We start from the raw sequence: 18,158 nt of genomic DNA on the forward strand, positions 1-18,158 counted from the left end.
GGGCTTTGGTGGGGCTGAACGATCCGAGCGCGACCGAATAGCAGATCGATGAAACGACGTGTCGAGCCCCTGCGGCGTGCCAACCCGTCCTTGTCGCCCTGTTCGCCGGAAGCGCGGAACGCGCCGCAGTCGCAAGGCGCGGCAGGAATTCGGTATGTCGATGAGAAGCAAGCTAGGGACGGATCAGGCGGTAATGGCCGCAGACAGGTTTGAACGGATGGAGAAGGTCGGCGAAAGGGACGCGCGATGAGCGCCGCCCCCCGAATCTTCGTTGCCGGCCACCGGGGCATGGTAGGATCTGCGATCACGCGCGCGTTGATCGAAGCCGGGCACCCGCGCGACACGATCATCATCCGTACGCGCGCGGAACTCGATCTTGCGGATCAGCGCGCTGTCGATACGTTCATGGCAGCGGAAAAGCCGGCGGAGGTCTACCTCGCTGCCGCCAAGGTCGGCGGCATCCACGCGAACAACAGCTATCCGGCCGACTTCATCTACGAAAACCTGATGATCGCGTGCAACGTGATCAACGCCGCCTTCCGAAACGGGGTTGGCCGGCTGCTGTTCTTGGGCTCGAGCTGCATCTATCCGCGCCTCGCGGCCCAGCCGATGCGCGAGGATGCTTTGCTGACCGGCACGCTGGAGCCGACCAACGAGCCCTACGCCATCGCGAAGATCGCAGGCATCAAGCTTTGCGAAAGCTACAATCGCCAGCATGGCTGCGACTATCGCAGCGTCATGCCGACCAATCTCTATGGGCCGGGCGACAATTATCACCCGGAGAACTCGCACGTGATCCCGGCGCTGATCCGCCGCTTTCACGAAGCGCGCGAGGCGAAGGCGCCGAGCGTTGCCATTTGGGGCAGCGGCACGCCGCGGCGCGAATTTCTCCACGCCGACGACATGGCGGCAGCCAGCGTCCATGTGATGAACCTGCCGACCGCCGTCTACCACGCCAGCGTCGAGCCGATGATCAGCCACATCAACGTCGGCTACGGCGACGATGTGTCGATCGGGGAGCTCGCCTTGCTGGTTCAACGCGTTGTCGGCTATGAGGGCGACATCGTGTTCGACGCGACGAAGCCGGACGGCGCGCCGCGCAAGCTCATGGACAGCTCCCGACTTCGCGGGCTCGGCTGGGCGCCGCGGATTCCGCTGGAGGACGGCCTTCGGCACGCCTATGCCGACTTCCTCGCGCACCAGACGCATTGAAAGACGACGGAAACATGATCGACGGTAAGAAGGTCGCGTTGATTACAGGCGTGACGGGGCAGGACGGCTCATATCTCGCCGAATTCCTGCTCGAGAAGGGCTATGTCGTTCACGGCATCAAGCGCCGCGCCTCCTCGTTCAACACGCAGCGGGTCGATCATATCTATCACGACGAGCATAAGGTTGGCGTGCCGTTCAAGCTGCACTACGGCGACCTGTCGGATGCGAGCAACCTGATCCGCATCATTCAGGAAACGCAGCCCGACGAGATCTACAATCTCGGCGCGCAGAGCCATGTCGCGGTCAGCTTCGAGAGCCCCGAATATACGGCCGACGTCGATGCGATCGGCACGCTTCGCCTGCTGGAGGCGATCCGCATCCTCGGCCTCGAGAAGACGACGCGCTTCTACCAGGCGAGCACCAGCGAACTCTACGGCCTGGTGCAGGAAACCCCGCAGCGCGAGACCACGCCCTTCTATCCGCGCAGTCCTTATGCCGTCGCCAAGCTCTATGCCTACTGGATCACGGTGAACTACCGCGAGGCGTACGGCATGTATGCCTGCAACGGCATCCTGTTCAATCACGAGAGCCCGCGCCGCGGCGAGACCTTCGTCACGCGCAAGATCACCCGCGGCATCGCCAATATCGCGATCGGCCTCGAGGACTGCCTGTACATGGGCAACCTCGACGCGCTGCGCGACTGGGGACACGCCAAGGACTATGTCCGCATGCAGTGGATGATGCTGCAGCAGGACCAGCCGGAAGACTTCGTGATCGCGACCGGCGTGCAGTTCAGCGTGCGCCAGTTCATCGAATGGAGCGCCAAGGAGCTGGGCATCAGCCTGCGCTTCGAGGGCGAAGGCGTCGACGAACGCGCGGTCGTGGCGGGTATCGAGGGCGATCTCGCTCCGGCGCTGAAGGTCGGTGATGTCATCGCTCGCGTCGATCCGCGCTACTTCCGCCCGACCGAGGTCGAAACGCTGCTCGGCGACCCGTCGAAGGCGCGCGAGAAGCTCGGCTGGGTGCCGGAGATCACCGTTCAGGAAATGTGCGCGGAGATGGTCAAGCATGACCTCGAGGCCGCGCGTCGCGATGCGCTGCTGAAAGAAAGCGGCTTTCGCGTGAACATCAGCCTCGAATAGTCGACCCTCTACCGCCAACCACCTGAGACAGCCGGAAGCGACCATAGATGAACATCGACGACGCAAAGATCGCCGTCATCGGCCTCGGATACGTCGGCCTGCCGCTGGCGGCGGAGTTCGGCAAGCTACGCCCGGTGCTTGGCTTCGACATCGACGAAGCGCGAGTCGCCGAGCTGCGCGCGGGGCGCGACAGCACGCTCGAGGTGACCTCCGAGGAACTCGCGACGTCGAAGCATCTTACGTTCAGCACCGACCTCGAGGCGCTGCGCGACTGTTCGGTGTTCATCGTCACGGTGCCAACACCGATCGACAAGGTGAACCGGCCCGACCTGACGCCGCTGATCCGCGCCAGCGAGACGGTCGGCAAGGTGATCCGCCCCGGCGCGCTGGTCATCTATGAATCGACGGTCTTCCCCGGCTGTACCGAGGAAGTGTGCGTGCCGGTGCTCGAGAAGATGTCCAGCCTGAAGTTCAACGAGGGCTTCTTCTGCGGCTATAGCCCGGAGCGCATCAATCCGGGCGACAAGGTCAATACGCTAACCAAGATCCGTAAGGTAACCAGCGGATCAACGCCCGAAGCGGCGAAGGCCGTCGACGACCTCTATGCCGCGATCATTACCGCCGGCACGTTCAAGGCCACCAGCCTGCGCGTCGCCGAAGCCGCGAAAGTGATCGAGAACACGCAGCGCGACCTCAACATCGCGCTGGTAAACGAGCTGTCGGTGATTTTCGACCGGCTCGGCATCGATACGCTCGAAGTGCTGGAGGCCGCGGGCAGCAAGTGGAACTTCCTGCCGTTCCGCCCCGGCATGGTCGGCGGCCACTGCATCGGCGTCGACCCCTATTACCTTACCCACAAGGCGGAAGAGGTCGGCTACAATCCGCAGGTGATCCTCGCCGGACGCCGGATCAACGACAATATGGCGCGCTACGTAGCGCGCAACGTGATCAAGCACATGCTGAACAACGGCATCGACGTGCCGCGCAGCACCGTCGGCGTACTGGGCATCACCTTCAAGGAGAATTGCCCCGACATCCGCAACAGCAAGGTGACCGACCTGATCGCCGAGCTGCAGAAGTGGAACGTCAACGTCATCGTCAGCGATCCCTGGGCGGACCCGGCCGAGGTCGAACATGAATATGGGATCAAGCTCGGCACGGTCGATGCCGACCATCCGGTCGATGCGCTGGTCGTCGCGGTGGGGCACAAGGAGTTCGCCGGCATGGCGCCGGAAGCGCTCCGGGCCCTGTGCCGGGGCGACAAGCCTGTCCTCGCCGACGTAAAGGCACTCTACAATCGCCACGCCGCCGGCGACGCCGGCTTCACGGTATTTCGCCTCTAGGCGGATCGCACAAGGCTTTGGGAACCACGATGCATTATCAAGCAATCACCGATCGCAAGATTCGCCTGGCGATCGTCGGCTGCGGCCGCATTTCGAGCAATCATTTCGGCTCGGTTGAGAAGCATGGCGACGATCTCGAACTCGCCGCGGTCTGCGACAACGACCCCGAAACGCTGCGTGCTCATGTCGAGAAATATGGCGTGAAGGGCTATCTTGATCTTGAGGAGATGCTGACCAGCGAGCAGCTCGACATGGTCGTGCTCTGCACGCCGAGCGGCATCCACCCCGACCAGGCGGTGATCGCCGCCCGTCACAAGGTTCATGTCGTCACCGAAAAGCCGATGGCGACCCGCTGGCACGACGGCGTCCGCATGGTGAAGGCCTGCGACGAGGCCGGCGTGCGCTTGTTCGTCGTCAAGCAGAACCGCCGCAACACCACGCTTCAGCTGCTGAAGCGCGCCGTCGACGAGAAGCGCTTCGGCAAGATTCACATGGTCCATCTGAACGTGTTCTGGACCCGCCCGCAGTCCTACTACGACCAGGCCAAGTGGCGCGGCACGTGGGAGTTCGATGGCGGCGCCTTCATGAACCAGGCCAGCCACTACGTCGATCTGCTCGACTGGCTGATCGGGCCGGTCGATAAGGTGCAGGCGATGATGAGCACCACCCGCGACATCGAGGTCGAGGACACCGGCGTGCTCAACATTCGCTGGCGCAGCGGCGCGCTCGGCTCGATGAGCGTGACCATGCTGACCTATCCGCAGAATCTCGAGGGCAGCATCACCATCCTCGGCGAGAAGGGCACCGTCCGGATCGGCGGCGTCGCGGTCAACGACATCCAGATGTGGGATTTCGACGAGCCGCGCGACTATGATGCCGAGATCAAGACGGCCAATTACGAGACCACCTCGGTCTACGGCTTCGGCCATCCGCTCTATTACAAGAACGTCGTCGACGTGATGCGCGGCCGCAGCGAGGCAGCAACCGACGGCCGCGAGGGGCTGAAGTCGCTCGAGCTGCTGATCGCCGCCTATCTGTCGGCCCGCGACGGCAAGACCGTCAGCCTGCCGCTCGAGCATTGATCGGCAGGTCGGGATGACAACCATTTCCATTCATCCGACGGCGATCGTCGACGAGGGCGCCCAGATCGGCGAGCGTTCGCGCGTCTGGCACTGGGTTCACGTTTGCGGCCAGGCGCGCATCGGCAGCGGCTGCTCGCTTGGCCAGAATGTCTTCGTCGGCAACGACGTCGTCATTGGCGACAATGTGAAAATCCAGAACAACGTCAGCGTCTATGACGCGGTAACGCTCGAGGACGATGTGTTCTGCGGGCCGAGCATGGTCTTCACCAACGTCTACAACCCGCGCAGCGCTGTCGAGCGGAAGAACGAGTATCGCCGCACGCTGGTGCGCAAAGGTGCGACGCTCGGCGCCAACTGCACCATCGTCTGCGGCAGCACCGTCGGCGAATATGCCTTCGTCGCCGCCGGCGCGGTGATCAACAAGGACGTTCCCGCCTATGCGCTGATGGCAGGCGTGCCCGCCCGTCAGATCGGCTGGATGAGCCGGCACGGCGAGCGCCTGGCGCTGCCGCTGACCGGCGATGCGGAAACCATCTGTCCGGAGACGGGCGCTACCTACAAACTGCAGAACGGCGAGGTCATATGTCAGCCGCAATGATTCCCTTCATCGACCTGAAAAGCCAGTATCAGGCGCTGAAGCCCGAGGTTCAGGCCCGCATCAACCGCGTGCTCGACCACGGCCAGTACATCATGGGACCCGAGGTTCGCGAACTCGAGGAGCGGCTGGAAGCCTATACCGGCGCCCGCCACTGCATCACCGTCGCGAGCGGCACCGAGGCGCTGCTGATCAGCCTCATGGCGCTCGGCATCGGCCGCGGTGACGAGGTGATCACGACGCCCTTCACCTTCGCGGCCACCGTCGAGGTCATTGCGCTGCTCGGCGCCACGCCGGTCTTCGTCGATATCAAGCCCGAGACCTGCAATATCGACGCCGCGCTGATCGAGGCGGCGATCACGCCGCGCACCAAAGCGATCATGCCGGTCAGCCTCTACGGCCAGCTCCCGGACATGGACGCGATCAACGCGGTCGCGGCGCGCCACGGCGACATTCCGGTCATAGAGGATGCCGCGCAGAGCTTCGGCGCCGAATATCGCGGCCGCAAGAGCTGCAACCTCTCGACGATCGGCTGCACCAGCTTCTTCCCGAGCAAGCCGCTCGGCTGCTACGGCGACGGCGGCGCGATCTTCACCAGCGACGATGCGCTCGCCCAGGCCTGCCGGGAAATCCGCGTCCACGGGCAGAGCAAACGCTACACCCACACCCGCATCGGGGTCGGCGGCCGCATGGATACGCTGCAATGCGCCATCGTCCTCGCCAAGATGGACCGTTTCGAGCGCGAAGTGGAGCTGCGGGCGCAGATCGGTGATCGCTACCGCGGGCTGATCCAGGCCGCGATCGGCAATGCGCCCGCCCCGTCCGCCGAGGACGTGGGCAGCCCGCTTCAGGGTCTGCGCCTGCTGTCGTGCATCAATGAATCGACGCATGTACACGCCCAGTTCACCGTCGCTTGCCCCGACCGCGAGGCGGTCGCGGCGAAGCTCGCGGCGAAGGGCGTCCCGACAGCGGTCCATTATCCGATCCCGCTTCACCTCCAGCCGGCCTATGCCGGCCTTGGCCCGGCGACCGACGCGCCGATTTCCGAATGGATGAGCCAGTATGTGATGAGCTTGCCGATGGGCCCCGACCTGACGGCAAGCGACCAGGATCGCGTCGTTCAGGCGCTGGTGGAAGCCACTGCGTGAATACAGCCTACGACTATGTGATCGTCGGGGGCGGGATCATCGGTCTTACGACCGCGCGCGAAATCCTGAAGCGCGCCCCGTCCACGAAGATCGCCATCGTCGACAAGGAATCACGGCTCGGCCTGCACGCCAGCGGGCGCAACAGCGGCGTACTGCACACCGGCATCTACTACGCCCCCGGAACGCTCAAGGCGCAGTTCTGCAAGGCTGGCGCCGAGGCGCTGTTCGACTATGCGACCGAGCGGGGTATCGACGTTCGCCGCGACGGCAAGCTGATCATCCCCTCGTCGGCGCATACCCAGGCCGGGATGACGGCCCTGCTTGCCAACGCAGCCGCCTCGGGCATCCGCGCCGAGCGGATCGGCCCGGAAGAGGTGACGGCGATCGAGCCGCACGCCCGATCGGAGTTCGGCGGCATCTTCTGCCCCGACACGGCGGTGATCGATTCGCCGGCGGTGATGGCCGCGCTGCAGCGTGAGCTCGCCGAACAGAACGTCGTCTTCGTTCTCGGCGAAGGCGTCGCATCGATCGACGAGGCCGCCGGCAGGCTGCGCACGCCGTCGAATGAGCTGAGCTTCGGCCGACTGCTCAACAGCGCCGGGGCACATGCCGACAGCGTCGCCAAGCTGACCGGCGCCGGCGGCGACTATCGGCTGCTGCCGTTCAAGGGCATCTACTACAAGCTGACGCCGGATGCAGCGCATCTGGTGCGCGCGAGCATCTACCCGGTGCCCGACCCCAATCTGCCCTTCCTCGGCATCCATTTCACGCGGTCGATCAAGAACGATGTCTATATCGGGCCGAGCGCCATCCCGGCGCTGGGCCGCGAGAATTACGAGGGACTTCGAGGCACCGAGCCGGTGGAAACCGCGCTGACCCTGATGCAGCTTGGCGGCATGTATCTGCGCAACCATCAGGGCTTCCGGCGTCTCGTCCACAAGGAGTTGCCGCACCTCACCGCACCCGGCTTCCGCGCCTCGGCCGCGAAACTGGTTCGCGAGCTGAGACCGGAGTGGATCAGCCCGACGAAAAAGGTCGGCATCCGGCCCCAACTGGTCAATACGCGCACGCACAGGCTTGAAATGGATTTCATTGTGGAGGATGGCCGTCGCTCGCTTCACGTGCTGAACTCGATCTCGCCGGCCTTCACCAGCTCCTTCGCGGTGGCTGGCATGCTCGCCGACCGGCTGATGGCTAATTAAGGACTGGGCAATGCAACTTACCGGAAAGAGGATATTGGTCATCGGCGGCGCCGGGTTCATCGGCAGCCACGTCGTCGAGGAACTGCTGGCGACCGATGTCGCGTCGGTCGTGATCTATGACAATTTCGCGCGCGGTAAGAAGAGCAACATCGAGCACCTGCTCGCCGATCCGCGCTGTTCGATCTTCGCGGCGGGCGGCGATATCCGCGATGTCGACGTGCTCGACGCGGCCGTGCGCGAGAGCGACGCCGTCATCCACCTCGCGGCGATGTGGCTGCTGCATTGCAAGGATTTCCCGCGCACCGCCTTCAACGTCAACATCGAGGGCACGTTCAACGTTCTCGAGGCGTGCGTGCGCAACAACATCGAGCGGCTGGTCTATTCCTCGTCGGCGTCGGTCTATGGCGACGCGTCGCAGGTACCGATGACCGAGGAGCATCCGTTCAACAACCGCAACTTCTACGGCGCGACCAAGATCGCCGGCGAAGCGATGTGCCGCGCCTACCACGACCGCTACAACCTGAGCTACGTCGGGCTGCGCTACATGAACGTCTACGGCCCGCACCAGGACCAGACGGCCGCCTACACCGGCGTCATTCCGATCATGCTGAACAAGATCGACGCCAACGAGGCGCCGGTCATCAACGGCGACGGCAGCCAGGCCTATGACTTCGTGTCGGCGAAGGACGTGGCGCGCTGCAACGTGCTCGCGCTGCAGTCGGAAGCGGTCGACGAGTTCTACAACGTTGGCACCGGCGTCCAGACAAGCATCGGGGAGCTGTGCGACCTGATCCTCGAGCTGAAGCAGTCGGACATCACGGTGACCTACAAGCCCTACAGCGCCGACGACGCGCGCCGGATGGTGCAGAACCGCATCGGTTGCCCCGAAAAGGCGGCGCGCGATCTCGGTTTCCGTTTCAGCGACGGCCTTCGTGAGGGCCTGCTCGACCTTATCGCCTGGCGCGAAGCCAACAAGGGTCAGTATTGATGGAAACGCGCAACATCGCGATCTCGCTGCCCTCGACGGGCGACGACGAGTGGAACGCCGTCCGCGAGCCGCTGCAGAGCGGCTGGCTGACCAGCGGCCCGAAGGTGTCGGCGTTCGAGCGCCAGTTCGCCGACCGGCATGACGTCGGCCATGCGCTGGCGGTCACCTCGTGCACGACCGGCCTGCATCTGGCGCTGGCCGCAATGGGCATCGGCCCAGGCGACGAGGTCATCGTCCCGGCCTTCACCTGGATCGCCACCGCCAACGTCGTGCTCTACTGCGGTGCGACCCCGGTTTTCGTCGATGTCGACACGACGACCTTCAACATCGACGTCGCGGCGATCGCCGCCAAGGTCACGCCGCGCACCAAGGCGATCATCCCGGTCCATCTGTTCGGCCTGTGCGCCGATATCGATGCGATCCGCGCAGCCCTGCCCGCGCATGTGAAGATCATCGAGGACGGCGCCTGCGCCGCCGGCGCCACCTACAAGGGCCGCAGCGCCGGCGCGCTCGGCGACGCCGCCGTCTTCTCCTTCCACCCGCGCAAGTCGATCACGACGGGCGAAGGCGGCATGGTGACGACGAACGACGCGGCGCTTGCCGAGATCGCCGACCAGCTTCGCAACCACGGCGCGACCGTGTCGGAACAGCAGCGCCACGCCGGCCCGCGCCCCTACCTGCTGCCGCAGTTCAACCTGCTGGGCTTCAACTACCGCATGACCGACATCCAGGCGGCCGTGGGTATCGTCCAGCTCGGCAAGCTCGATCGCTTCATCGAGGAACGCGCGACCTGGGCGAGCTACTATCGCGAGCGGCTCGGCCACCTCAACTGGCTGCAGCTCCCGCAGGAGCCGGCCGATGGCCGTCACGCCTGGCAGGCGTTCGTCTGCTACGTCGATCCGGCGAAGAGCCCGCGTCCGCGCAACGAGATCATGGAGTATCTGAAGGAGCGCGGCATCGCGACCCGCCCAGGTACCCACGCGGTCCACATGCTCAACCTCTACCGCGAAAAATATGATCTGCAGGACGCGGATTTTCCGGGTGCGCGCGACTGCGATGCCAACACGATGGCGATCCCGCTGCACAACCGCATGACCAAGGAAGATTATGACTATGTCGTCGACGCCCTTCTCTCGATCTGAGCCGGGCTGGCTCGGCGACCTGTTCGGCGCGCTTCCGGAAGGCGGCCAGGCCGACCTCGGCGGCCGCGCCTTCGTGCGGCGCAACGACATCCTGCGCGAACTGAGCCTCGCCTCGGACCAGCAGGAGCAGACCAAGTCGACCTTCGGCTTCAAGTGGGAAAAGCGCGACACCTTCGAGTCGGAAGCTTCGCTCCGCCGCATGAAGGAATGGCTGATCGAGCGCTACGGCGACGTGCCGAATGCCGGCTGGTGGAAGGACCATGGCGACAAGCCGCTGGTCGTCGATGCGGGCTGCGGCGCGGGCATGTCGGGGCTTGAGCTGTTCGCGCCAGCCGTGCCGCGCATCCGCTACCTCGGCGTCGATATCTCCACGGCGGTCGATGTCGCGCGTGACCGCTTCGAGAAGGCGGGCCTCGACGCCGGCTTCATGCAGGCCGACATCACCGACCTGCCGCTTCCCGAGGGTTCGGTCGACGTCATCTTCTCGGAAGGCGTGCTGCATCATACCGACTCGACCGAGCGCGCCCTGAAGAGCCTGGCGCGCCGCCTGAAGGTCGGCGGCCGCTTCCTATTCTACGTCTACAAGACCAAGGGCCCGATCCGCGAGTTCACCGACGACTACATCCGCGACAAGCTCGAGCCGATCGCGCCGGAGCAGGCGTGGGAGCTGATGATGCCGCTGACCAAGCTCGGCCAGGCGCTCGGCGAACTGAACATCGAGTTGACCGTCCCCGAGGAAATCTCGCTGCTCGAAATCCCGGCCGGCAAGATCAACCTCCAGCGGCTGTTCTACTGGCATGTGTTCAAGGCCTTCTATCGCGAAGACCTGACGCTCGACGAGATGAACCACATCAACTTCGACTGGTACGCGCCGCGCAACGCCGCGCGCCAGACGCCCGAGCAGGTGCGGCAGTGGTGCCGCGAGGCCGGGCTCGAGATCGAGCGTGAGGTCGTCGAGGACGCCGGGATCACCATCCAGGCGCGTCGGACAGCCTAGTCATGTGCGGTATCGTCGGGGTCGTCGAAGCTGAGGGTACGCCGGTCGCGCCGACGGTGCTCCGCCGGATGTGCGACACGCTTTCCCATCGCGGTCCCGACGATGAGGGCATGTTCATTGATTCAAGCGTCGGGCTTGGCCACCGGCGCCTGTCGATCATCGATCTGTCGACGGCAGGCCGGCAGCCGCTCAGCTCGCCGGACGGCCGTTTCGTCATGGTCTACAATGGCGAAATCTATAATTATCAGGAGCTAAGGGTCGAACTCTCCGGCCTCGGCCACCGCTTCCAGTCGCGCACCGACAGCGAAGTGGTGCTGCACGCCTACATGCAGTGGGGCCGCGCCGCGGTCAGCCGCTTCAACGGCATGTTCGCGCTGGCGATCTGGGACAGGGCCGACGGCTCGGTGTTCATCGCCAGGGACCGCTACGGCATCAAGCCGGTCTATTACTGGCAGGACGACCAGCGCTTCATTTTCGCGTCCGAGATCAAGGCGATCCTCAACCATCCCGGCGCGCATGCGGCGATGAACCGCGAAGGCCTCGTCGAATATCTCGCCTTCCAGAACTTCTTCACCGAAAATACGCTGTTCAAGGGCATCAGGACGCTGCCTGCCGGCACCATGCTGACCGTCGACCCGCGCCGGGTCGGATCGGCGAAGCCCGAACGCTATTGGGACTATCGCTTCCAGTCGGACCCGGCGATCACGCGTGACCGCCAGGCCTGTGTCGAGGAGCTGGACCGGCTGCTGCAGCAGGCGGTCGGCCGCCAGCTGATGAGCGACGTGCCCGTCGGCTCCTACCTGAGCGGCGGCCTCGATTCGGGCACGCTGACGGCGCTCGCCGCCAAGCAGCTCCCCTACATTAACACCTTCACCGTGGGCTTTGACCTCAATTCGGTGTCGGGCGTCGAACTGGCCTATGACGAGCGTCAGGTCGCCGAGCACATGTCCTATCTGTTCCGTACCGAACATTATGAGATGGTGCTGAAGGCCGGCGACATGGAACGCTGCATGCGCGACCTGGTGTGGCACCTTGAGGAGCCGCGCGTCGGGCAGAGCTATCCGAACTTCTACGCGGCCAAGCTGGCGTCGAAATTCGTCAAGGTCGTGCTGTCGGGCACCGGCGGCGACGAGATCTTCGCCGGCTATCCGTGGCGCTATTATCGTGCCGCCCGCGCGACGTCGGCGGATGCCTATCTCGATAAATATTTCGGCTTCTGGCAGCGCCTGCTTCCCGGCGACGAACTGGCGTCGGTGCTCGCGCCGATCGCCGCCGACGTACGCGATGTCCGTCCGCGCGATATCATGGACAATATCTTCAAGGGGTCGGGCATCCCGCTCGAAACGCCCGAGGATTATATCAACAGCTCGCTTTACTTCGAGGCGAAGACCTTCCTGCACGGCCTGCTGGTCGTCGAGGACAAGCTGAGCATGGCGCACAGCCTCGAATCGCGGGTGCCGTTCCTCGACAACGACCTCGTCGACTTCGCGATGAAGCTTCCGGTGTCGTACAAGCTCGGCAACTTCGAGGAGGTGCTGCGTGCCGACGAGGGCGACCTCGGCCGCTATGTCGAGAATACCCGCGACGGCAAGATGATCCTGCGCGAGGCGATTGCCCGTCACGTCCCCGCCAGCGTGTCGCAGGGCCGCAAGCAGGGCTTCTCCGCCCCCGATTCGACCTGGTTCCGCGGCGAGAGCATGGAATATGTGCGCGGCACGCTGCTCAACAAGAACGCCGCGATCTACAATTATCTCGACCGGACGACGGTGGAGAAGCTGATCTCCGAGCACCTCGCCGGGCAATGCAATCGCCGCCTGCTCATCTGGTCGCTCCTCAATCTCGAGGAGTGGTGCAAGGTCTACCTCAAGGCCGCCTCCTAGATGGATACGAAGGAACTGGCGGAGGCGCTGCGCAAGCTCAACGCGGAGCAGGAAGCGCGCCTGGCCGACAGCTTCAACCGCAGCCTGCCGTTCCAGGATGGCTTCTTCGACCGCTGGGAGCGCGCCGAACGGCTGGGCTTCGGCGAAAAGGCGAGCATCTACAATAGCACGCTGGTGTTCGGTGACGTCTCGGTGGGCGAAGGCACCTGGGTCGGACCCTTCGTCGTTCTCGACGGCTCCGCCGGGCTGACGATTGGCAAATTCTGCTCGATCTCCTCAGGCGTCCAGATCTACACGCACGATACCGTTGCCTGGGCGCTGTCGGGCGGCAAGGCGCCGCCGAAGCGTGCGCCGGTCGCCATCGCCGACTGCTGCTATATCGGCAGCCAGTCGATCGTCGCCGCCGGCGTCACGATCGGCACCCAGGCGGTGGTCGCCGCCAACAGCTTCGTCAATCGCGACGTCCCGCCGCGAACGATCGTCGGCGGAAGCCCCGCGCGACCGCTCGGTCGAGTCGAGATCGACGGCGACGACATCCAGCTGCGCTACGACTAGCGCCCGCCGGCGGGGCGAAGACGACGCTGCGGCTCCCGCCCGCGATGCAGAAGGCCACCATGAAGATATTCGTCGGGAAAACCGAAATCGCCGGCATCGCGCACGGGCTCTACACCGGGTTGCGCGCTCTCAACTGCGACGTGTCGCTCGTCGTCTCGCTGCCGCATCCGTTCAAATATGAATATGCCGGTGACGGCTTGGTTCCGCGCGTCTGGCTCGCGCTCGGCAGCCTCATCATGCGCAATCGCCACAACTTCCCGCTCAAGGTGCTGACGTGGCTGCTCTGGCAAGCGTGGAGTTGGGTTGTGCTGCTCTGGGCGCTGCCGCGTTTCGATTCCTATATCTTCATCTTCGGGCGCAGCATCACCAACTCGTGGATTGAGGACGTTCTCCACCGCGCGCTGGGTCACAAGCTGATCTTCATCTACTGCGGGTCCGATATCCGCCCGCCCTATATCGACGGCCCTGCCTGCCAGGTGCCGGGAGGGCCGAAGATTTCGAAGCTGGGGTCGGCGGCGCGGCGCATGGCAAGGCAATTGCATCGCCGGGAGCGCTTCGGCTTTCGCTCGGTCAACTCACCGCTCACCGGACAGTTTCACAGCCAGGCCTATGTGAACTGGTTTTCGATCGGTGTGCCGCGCGAGATTCCGCCGTCCGACCTCGTCACGGTCGTCGATGGCGGCGCGGGCGCCCCCGTGCGCATCCTCCACTCGCCTTCACACCCCGAAATCAAGGGCAGCGCGATCATCCGGGCGATGGTCGAGCGCCTTCGCGAAAAGGGCAAAAACATCGAGTTCGTCGAACTGCGCGGCGTTCCGAACGCGGTGGTCATCGACGAACTGCGTAAATGCGACTTCATCGTCGATCAGCTCTATTCCGACACGCCGATGGCGGGCTTCGCGACGGAAGCCGCCATGGTCGGCAAGCCGGCGATCATCGGCAGCTATGCCGCAGCGCAGTTTCAGCAGCACGCGCGGGAATGGGCGCTTCCGCCGAGCCTTTGCGTCCATCCCGATCATCTCGAGGCCGCCATCGAGAAGATGATCGACGATGTGGCATATCGGCAGTCGCTGGGCCGGGAAGCCCATGACTTTGTCCATGCGTCCTGGTCGCTCGACGCCGTTTCAACCCGCTATCTGCGCCTGTTGTCGGGCGACATTCCTGACGAATGGCTGGTTGAGCCGGGCTTTGAATATGTCGAGGGATGCGGCCTCGCCGAAGCGCAGGTCCGCGATATCGTTCGGCAGGTGGTCGAGAGCGGCGGGCCGGGCGCGCTTCAGATGCAGCATTCGCCCGAGCTTGAGCGCGCCTTCCTGCGTTTCGCGGCAAGCTGATCGCCAACGCCCGTGCTAAAGGCGTTATCACCGCCACGAGAAGGGGAATGAGCGCCGATATGAACGGGTGGCAGCAAGGCGGGGTTGGCGGCCATCCCCTGCAACCTGCCCCGTGGGCGGCGGTCCTTCCGATTGGCGACGAGCCGTGAAGGGGCTGGCGCGCGATACGGTCATCTACGGCCTGGCGGCGGCGCTTTCGCGCGGCCTCGCGCTGCTCGTGCTGCCGATCTACACGCGGGTCTTGGCGCCGTCCGAATATGGTGCGCTCGACACGATCCTGGTGATCGCCACGCTCGCCGCGCTGGTCGTGCCGCTTGAGATTTCGCAGGCGCTGGCCCGCCTGTTGAACGATCTCGACGATCTCGCCGCGCGACGACGAATGGCCAGCACCGCTCTGTGGTTCACCGCCGGCGCCTATCTGCTGGCCTTCGCGGTGGCGATCATGGCCGCCCCATGGGTCGCGGCGCAGTTGCTCGGCGGCGCCGAGCGCGCCAACATTTTCCGGCTCGGCGCTGCGTTCATCGCGGTGAGCGGCATCTTCTTCCTTATGCAGAACCAGCTTCGCTTCGAACTGCGCAGCAAGGACTATGCGATCGCCAGCTCGGTCTATGCCGTGCTGACGCTCAGCTTCGGCATCGCGTTCGGTTTCGGCCTGGAGCTCGGGCTGGCGGGCATTCTGATCGCGCAACTGCTCGCTGCCACGGTGGCCGTCGCGGTGGGTGCGCTGCTGCTTCGCGACACCTATGCGTTCAGCTTCGACAGCGGAATGCTGCGAACCATGCTGGGCTTCTCGGCGCCATTGGTACCTTCGGCGCTGGCAACGTTCGTCACGCTTTACGGCAACCGCCTCCTGCTCAACACGCTGATGGGCCTTGGCGCCGTCGGCGTGTTCGGCGTCGCGACGCGCATCGCCACCATGGTCACGCTGCCGATCCTGGGCTTCCAGGCGGCGCTCACGCCGCTCATTTACGCGCATTACAGGGAGGCGGAGACCCCGGTGCGCCTTGCGCGGATCATGGAAGGCTTCGTCGCCGTCGCGCTCGGCGGCTGCCTTGGCCTCGGCCTCTTCGCTGACGAGGCGCTCCTGATCTTCGCCGACGCGGAATATGCAGCGGCGGCACCGTTCATCATGGCGCTCGCGCCAGCAGCCGTCCTCAGCCAGATGTACATCTTCTTTCCGGGCCTTGCGATCGCGCGCAAGACGCATTGGCAGCTGTACATCTTCATCCTTTCCGCGAGCGGCAGCCTGCTGGCGAACTGGCTGCTGATCGACGCCTTCGGTGTGCCGGGCGCCGCCATCGCGACCCTGGGGGGCGGCCTGCTGTTCATGGCGCTCTGGGTTCCGGCCAGCCAGCATTTCTATCGACTGCCGATCCGCTGGATCCCGCTGTCGGTCACATGCCTTGCCGCCATCGCCGTCGCAATGGCAGGGACATTCCTTGCCACGCTCGACCTGGGCTTCGCCTATTCGATATCTTCGCGCGTTGGCCTGCTGGCGGCTTTCGCGGCGGCCGCCGGCCTCAGCGGCATGCTGGGCCCAGCGCCGCTGCGCTCAGCCTTTGCGCGGATACGCAGATCGCTATAGAGAGCGCGCCTGATCGGCGCGTTCGCTTCTCTTAACGGATAAAATCATGTGCGGCATTCTCGGCGCCTGGCTCGCCCCAGGCGAAAAGGCGGATCAGCCGTCATTTGAAGCCGCACTCGCGTTGCTCGGCCACCGCGGGCCCAATGACTCAGGCCTGGAACGGGCACCGGCGCAGGGTGGCGGTGAAGTGGTCTTTGGCCACACCCGCCTCTCCGTCATTGATCTCTCGGCGGGCGGCCATCAACCGATGCACAGCCGCTGCGGCCGCCTCTCGCTCATCTTCAATGGCGAGATCTATAACTATCGAGAACTGCGCGAAACGCTGCGCGGCCTCGGCCATATCTTCGCGACGGATTCCGATACCGAAGTGCTGCTGGCCTGCTGGCTCGAATGGCGCGCGGAATGCCTCGATCGGCTGATCGGCATGTTCGCCTTCGTCCTTCACGACCGGGCAGCCGCCACGCTGACCTGCGTCCGCGATGCGTTCGGAATCAAGCCATTCTTCTACACACGCGAAGCCGGTCGCTTCCTTTTTGCCTCGGAATTGCCGGCGCTCCGGACGATGAAGCGCGAGCGCGCCGAACTCAACTGGCAACGCGCTTACGACTATCTGGTGCACGGCGTGTACGACAACGACACCAGCAGCTTCCTGCGGGACGTCGTAAGCTTGGCCCCCGGCCACCGGGTGACGCTCGATCTTGAAAGCGGACGGCTGGGCGAACCCTTCCGCTGGTGGAGTCCCTCGATCGCGGAGCGGAGCGATATCAGCTTCGATACCGCTGTCGAGATGGTACGCGAGCAGTTCCTGCAGAACATCCGGCTGCATCTCAGGAGCGATGTTCCGCTAGGCGCCGCGCTTTCGGGTGGCGTCGACTCCTCGGCGGTCGTCTGCGCAATGCGGCACGTCGCGCCGGATCACCCCATCCACACCTTCAGCTTCATCGCGCGCAACAGCCCGATGTCCGAAGAGGCATGGGTCGATCAGATCAACACGCAGGTCGGCGCCAATGGCCACAAGATCACGCTTGGCGGCGACGATCTCGCGGCCGACCTCGACGATCTGATCGCCGTTCAGGGCGAACCGTTCGGCAGCACGAGCATCTACGCACAGTACAGCGTCTTCCGCATCGCGCGTGAGGCCGGGATTACGGTTACGCTCGACGGCCAGGGCGCAGATGAGCTGCTCGCCGGCTACAATGGATATCCAGGCCACCGGCTGCGCAGCCTCATCGAGCGCGGTGAACTCGGTGAAGCGTGGCGCTTTCTTAACGCCTGGGCGCAGTGGCCGGGGCGGAGCCGGGCGGACGGGGTCAAGCGCCTGATGGCGGAGCTCACCTCCGGATCGCTGCATCACCAGCTGCGCCAGCTCAACGGCATGGACAGCTTCCCCGCGTGGATCCGGCGCGGCCCGCTGGAGGAGCGCGGCGTCGCGGCCCGCCATCCGATGCAGAAAGCGGCGTTCGAAGCGCGCGGTCGCCGCGTCGTTGCCAAGCTGGCGGATTCGCTGACGCACAATGGCCTGCCTGCGCTGCTGCGCCACGGTGATCGCAACTCCATGCGCTTCTCGATCGAGAGTCGTGTCCCCTTCCTGACCACCGATATGGCGGACCTGCTGCTCTCATTGCCCGAAAGCTATCTGATCTCGCCGAAGGGCGAGACCAAGCATGTGTTCCGCGCCGCCATGCGCGGCATCGTACCGGATGAAATCCTCGATCGTCGCGACAAGGTCGGCTTCGCGACCCCCGAGAAGGAGTGGCTGCTCGGCATGGCGCCGACGGTTCGCCAATGGCTCGCCCGCGATCCCGGAGTGCCGTTCATCGATCAACCTGAAGTACTCCGCCAGTTCGACCAGATGGTCGCCGGCCAGCGGCCGTTCTCGTGGCAGATATGGCGCTGGATCAACTTCTTCAGGTGGCATGAGAAGTTCATCGAGGCCCAGTGACGGCAACGGCC

15 protein-coding genes are annotated in these 18,158 nt (G+C 64.7%); all 15 read left to right on the forward strand.

Annotated elements, in window-relative coordinates:
- The first annotated feature begins 246 nt into the window (after positions 1-246).
- The 15 genes from fcl (at position 247) to asnB (ACFOMD_RS07635) (ending at position 18,147) form a co-directional block, all read left to right on the forward strand.
- The gene (gene fcl / locus ACFOMD_RS07565) at positions 247-1,212 is read left to right on the forward strand and encodes a GDP-L-fucose synthase (protein WP_380859250.1); all 966 of its coding nucleotides are present in this window, start codon (positions 247-249) and stop codon (positions 1,210-1,212) included.
- A gap of 14 nt (positions 1,213-1,226) precedes the next feature.
- Positions 1,227-2,354 (forward strand): GDP-mannose 4,6-dehydratase, encoded by a 1,128-nt coding sequence (gmd, locus tag ACFOMD_RS07570; protein WP_380859253.1) that lies wholly within the window; start codon positions 1,227-1,229, stop codon positions 2,352-2,354.
- 47 nt (positions 2,355-2,401) lie between these two features.
- On the forward strand, positions 2,402-3,697 hold the full coding sequence (locus ACFOMD_RS07575; RefSeq protein ID WP_380859256.1) for a nucleotide sugar dehydrogenase: 1,296 nt from the start codon (positions 2,402-2,404) through the stop codon (positions 3,695-3,697).
- A 29-nt stretch (positions 3,698-3,726) separates the two neighbouring features.
- The gene (locus tag ACFOMD_RS07580) at positions 3,727-4,779 is read left to right on the forward strand and encodes a Gfo/Idh/MocA family protein (protein WP_380859259.1); all 1,053 of its coding nucleotides are present in this window, start codon (positions 3,727-3,729) and stop codon (positions 4,777-4,779) included.
- 13 nt (positions 4,780-4,792) lie between these two features.
- Positions 4,793-5,377, forward strand: coding sequence for an acyltransferase (locus ACFOMD_RS07585; protein WP_380859262.1), 585 nt, complete (start codon positions 4,793-4,795; stop codon positions 5,375-5,377).
- Positions 5,362-6,522, forward strand: a complete 1,161-nt coding sequence (locus ACFOMD_RS07590) for a DegT/DnrJ/EryC1/StrS family aminotransferase (RefSeq protein ID WP_380859265.1) — start codon at positions 5,362-5,364, stop codon at positions 6,520-6,522. Before ACFOMD_RS07585 ends, ACFOMD_RS07590 begins: the two co-directional genes overlap by 16 nt.
- Positions 6,519-7,724, forward strand: a complete 1,206-nt coding sequence (gene lhgO / locus ACFOMD_RS07595; protein WP_380859268.1) for an L-2-hydroxyglutarate oxidase — start codon at positions 6,519-6,521, stop codon at positions 7,722-7,724. The genes ACFOMD_RS07590 and lhgO overlap by 4 nt, the downstream gene beginning before the upstream one ends.
- A gap of 10 nt (positions 7,725-7,734) precedes the next feature.
- Positions 7,735-8,712: an SDR family NAD(P)-dependent oxidoreductase gene (locus tag ACFOMD_RS07600; RefSeq protein ID WP_380859271.1), complete on the forward strand. Its 978-nt coding sequence runs from the start codon at positions 7,735-7,737 to the stop codon at positions 8,710-8,712.
- Positions 8,712-9,854, forward strand: coding sequence for a DegT/DnrJ/EryC1/StrS family aminotransferase (locus ACFOMD_RS07605; RefSeq protein WP_380859274.1), 1,143 nt, complete (start codon positions 8,712-8,714; stop codon positions 9,852-9,854). The genes ACFOMD_RS07600 and ACFOMD_RS07605 overlap by 1 nt, the downstream gene beginning before the upstream one ends.
- On the forward strand, positions 9,826-10,851 hold the full coding sequence (locus tag ACFOMD_RS07610; RefSeq protein WP_380859277.1) for a class I SAM-dependent methyltransferase: 1,026 nt from the start codon (positions 9,826-9,828) through the stop codon (positions 10,849-10,851). The genes ACFOMD_RS07605 and ACFOMD_RS07610 overlap by 29 nt, the downstream gene beginning before the upstream one ends.
- A 2-nt stretch (positions 10,852-10,853) precedes the next feature.
- Positions 10,854-12,731 (forward strand): asparagine synthase (glutamine-hydrolyzing), encoded by a 1,878-nt coding sequence (gene asnB, locus ACFOMD_RS07615; RefSeq protein WP_380859280.1) that lies wholly within the window; start codon positions 10,854-10,856, stop codon positions 12,729-12,731.
- On the forward strand, positions 12,732-13,286 hold the full coding sequence (locus ACFOMD_RS07620) for an acyltransferase (RefSeq protein ID WP_380859283.1): 555 nt from the start codon (positions 12,732-12,734) through the stop codon (positions 13,284-13,286).
- 59 nt (positions 13,287-13,345) lie between these two features.
- Positions 13,346-14,620 (forward strand): hypothetical protein, encoded by a 1,275-nt coding sequence (locus ACFOMD_RS07625; protein WP_380859286.1) that lies wholly within the window; start codon positions 13,346-13,348, stop codon positions 14,618-14,620.
- Positions 14,621-14,765: 145 nt separating this feature from the next.
- A complete protein-coding gene (locus ACFOMD_RS07630; RefSeq protein WP_380859289.1) occupies positions 14,766-16,205 on the forward strand; it encodes a lipopolysaccharide biosynthesis protein in 1,440 nt (479 codons plus the stop codon).
- A gap of 46 nt (positions 16,206-16,251) precedes the next feature.
- Complete coding sequence (asnB, locus tag ACFOMD_RS07635; protein ID WP_380859292.1) at positions 16,252-18,147, forward strand: asparagine synthase (glutamine-hydrolyzing); 1,896 nt, start codon at positions 16,252-16,254, stop codon at positions 18,145-18,147.
- The last annotated feature ends 11 nt before the right edge of the window (positions 18,148-18,158 follow it).

Source organism: Sphingoaurantiacus capsulatus, from assembly GCF_042648405.1.
Lineage (GTDB): Bacteria > Pseudomonadota > Alphaproteobacteria > Sphingomonadales > Sphingomonadaceae > Sphingoaurantiacus > Sphingoaurantiacus capsulatus.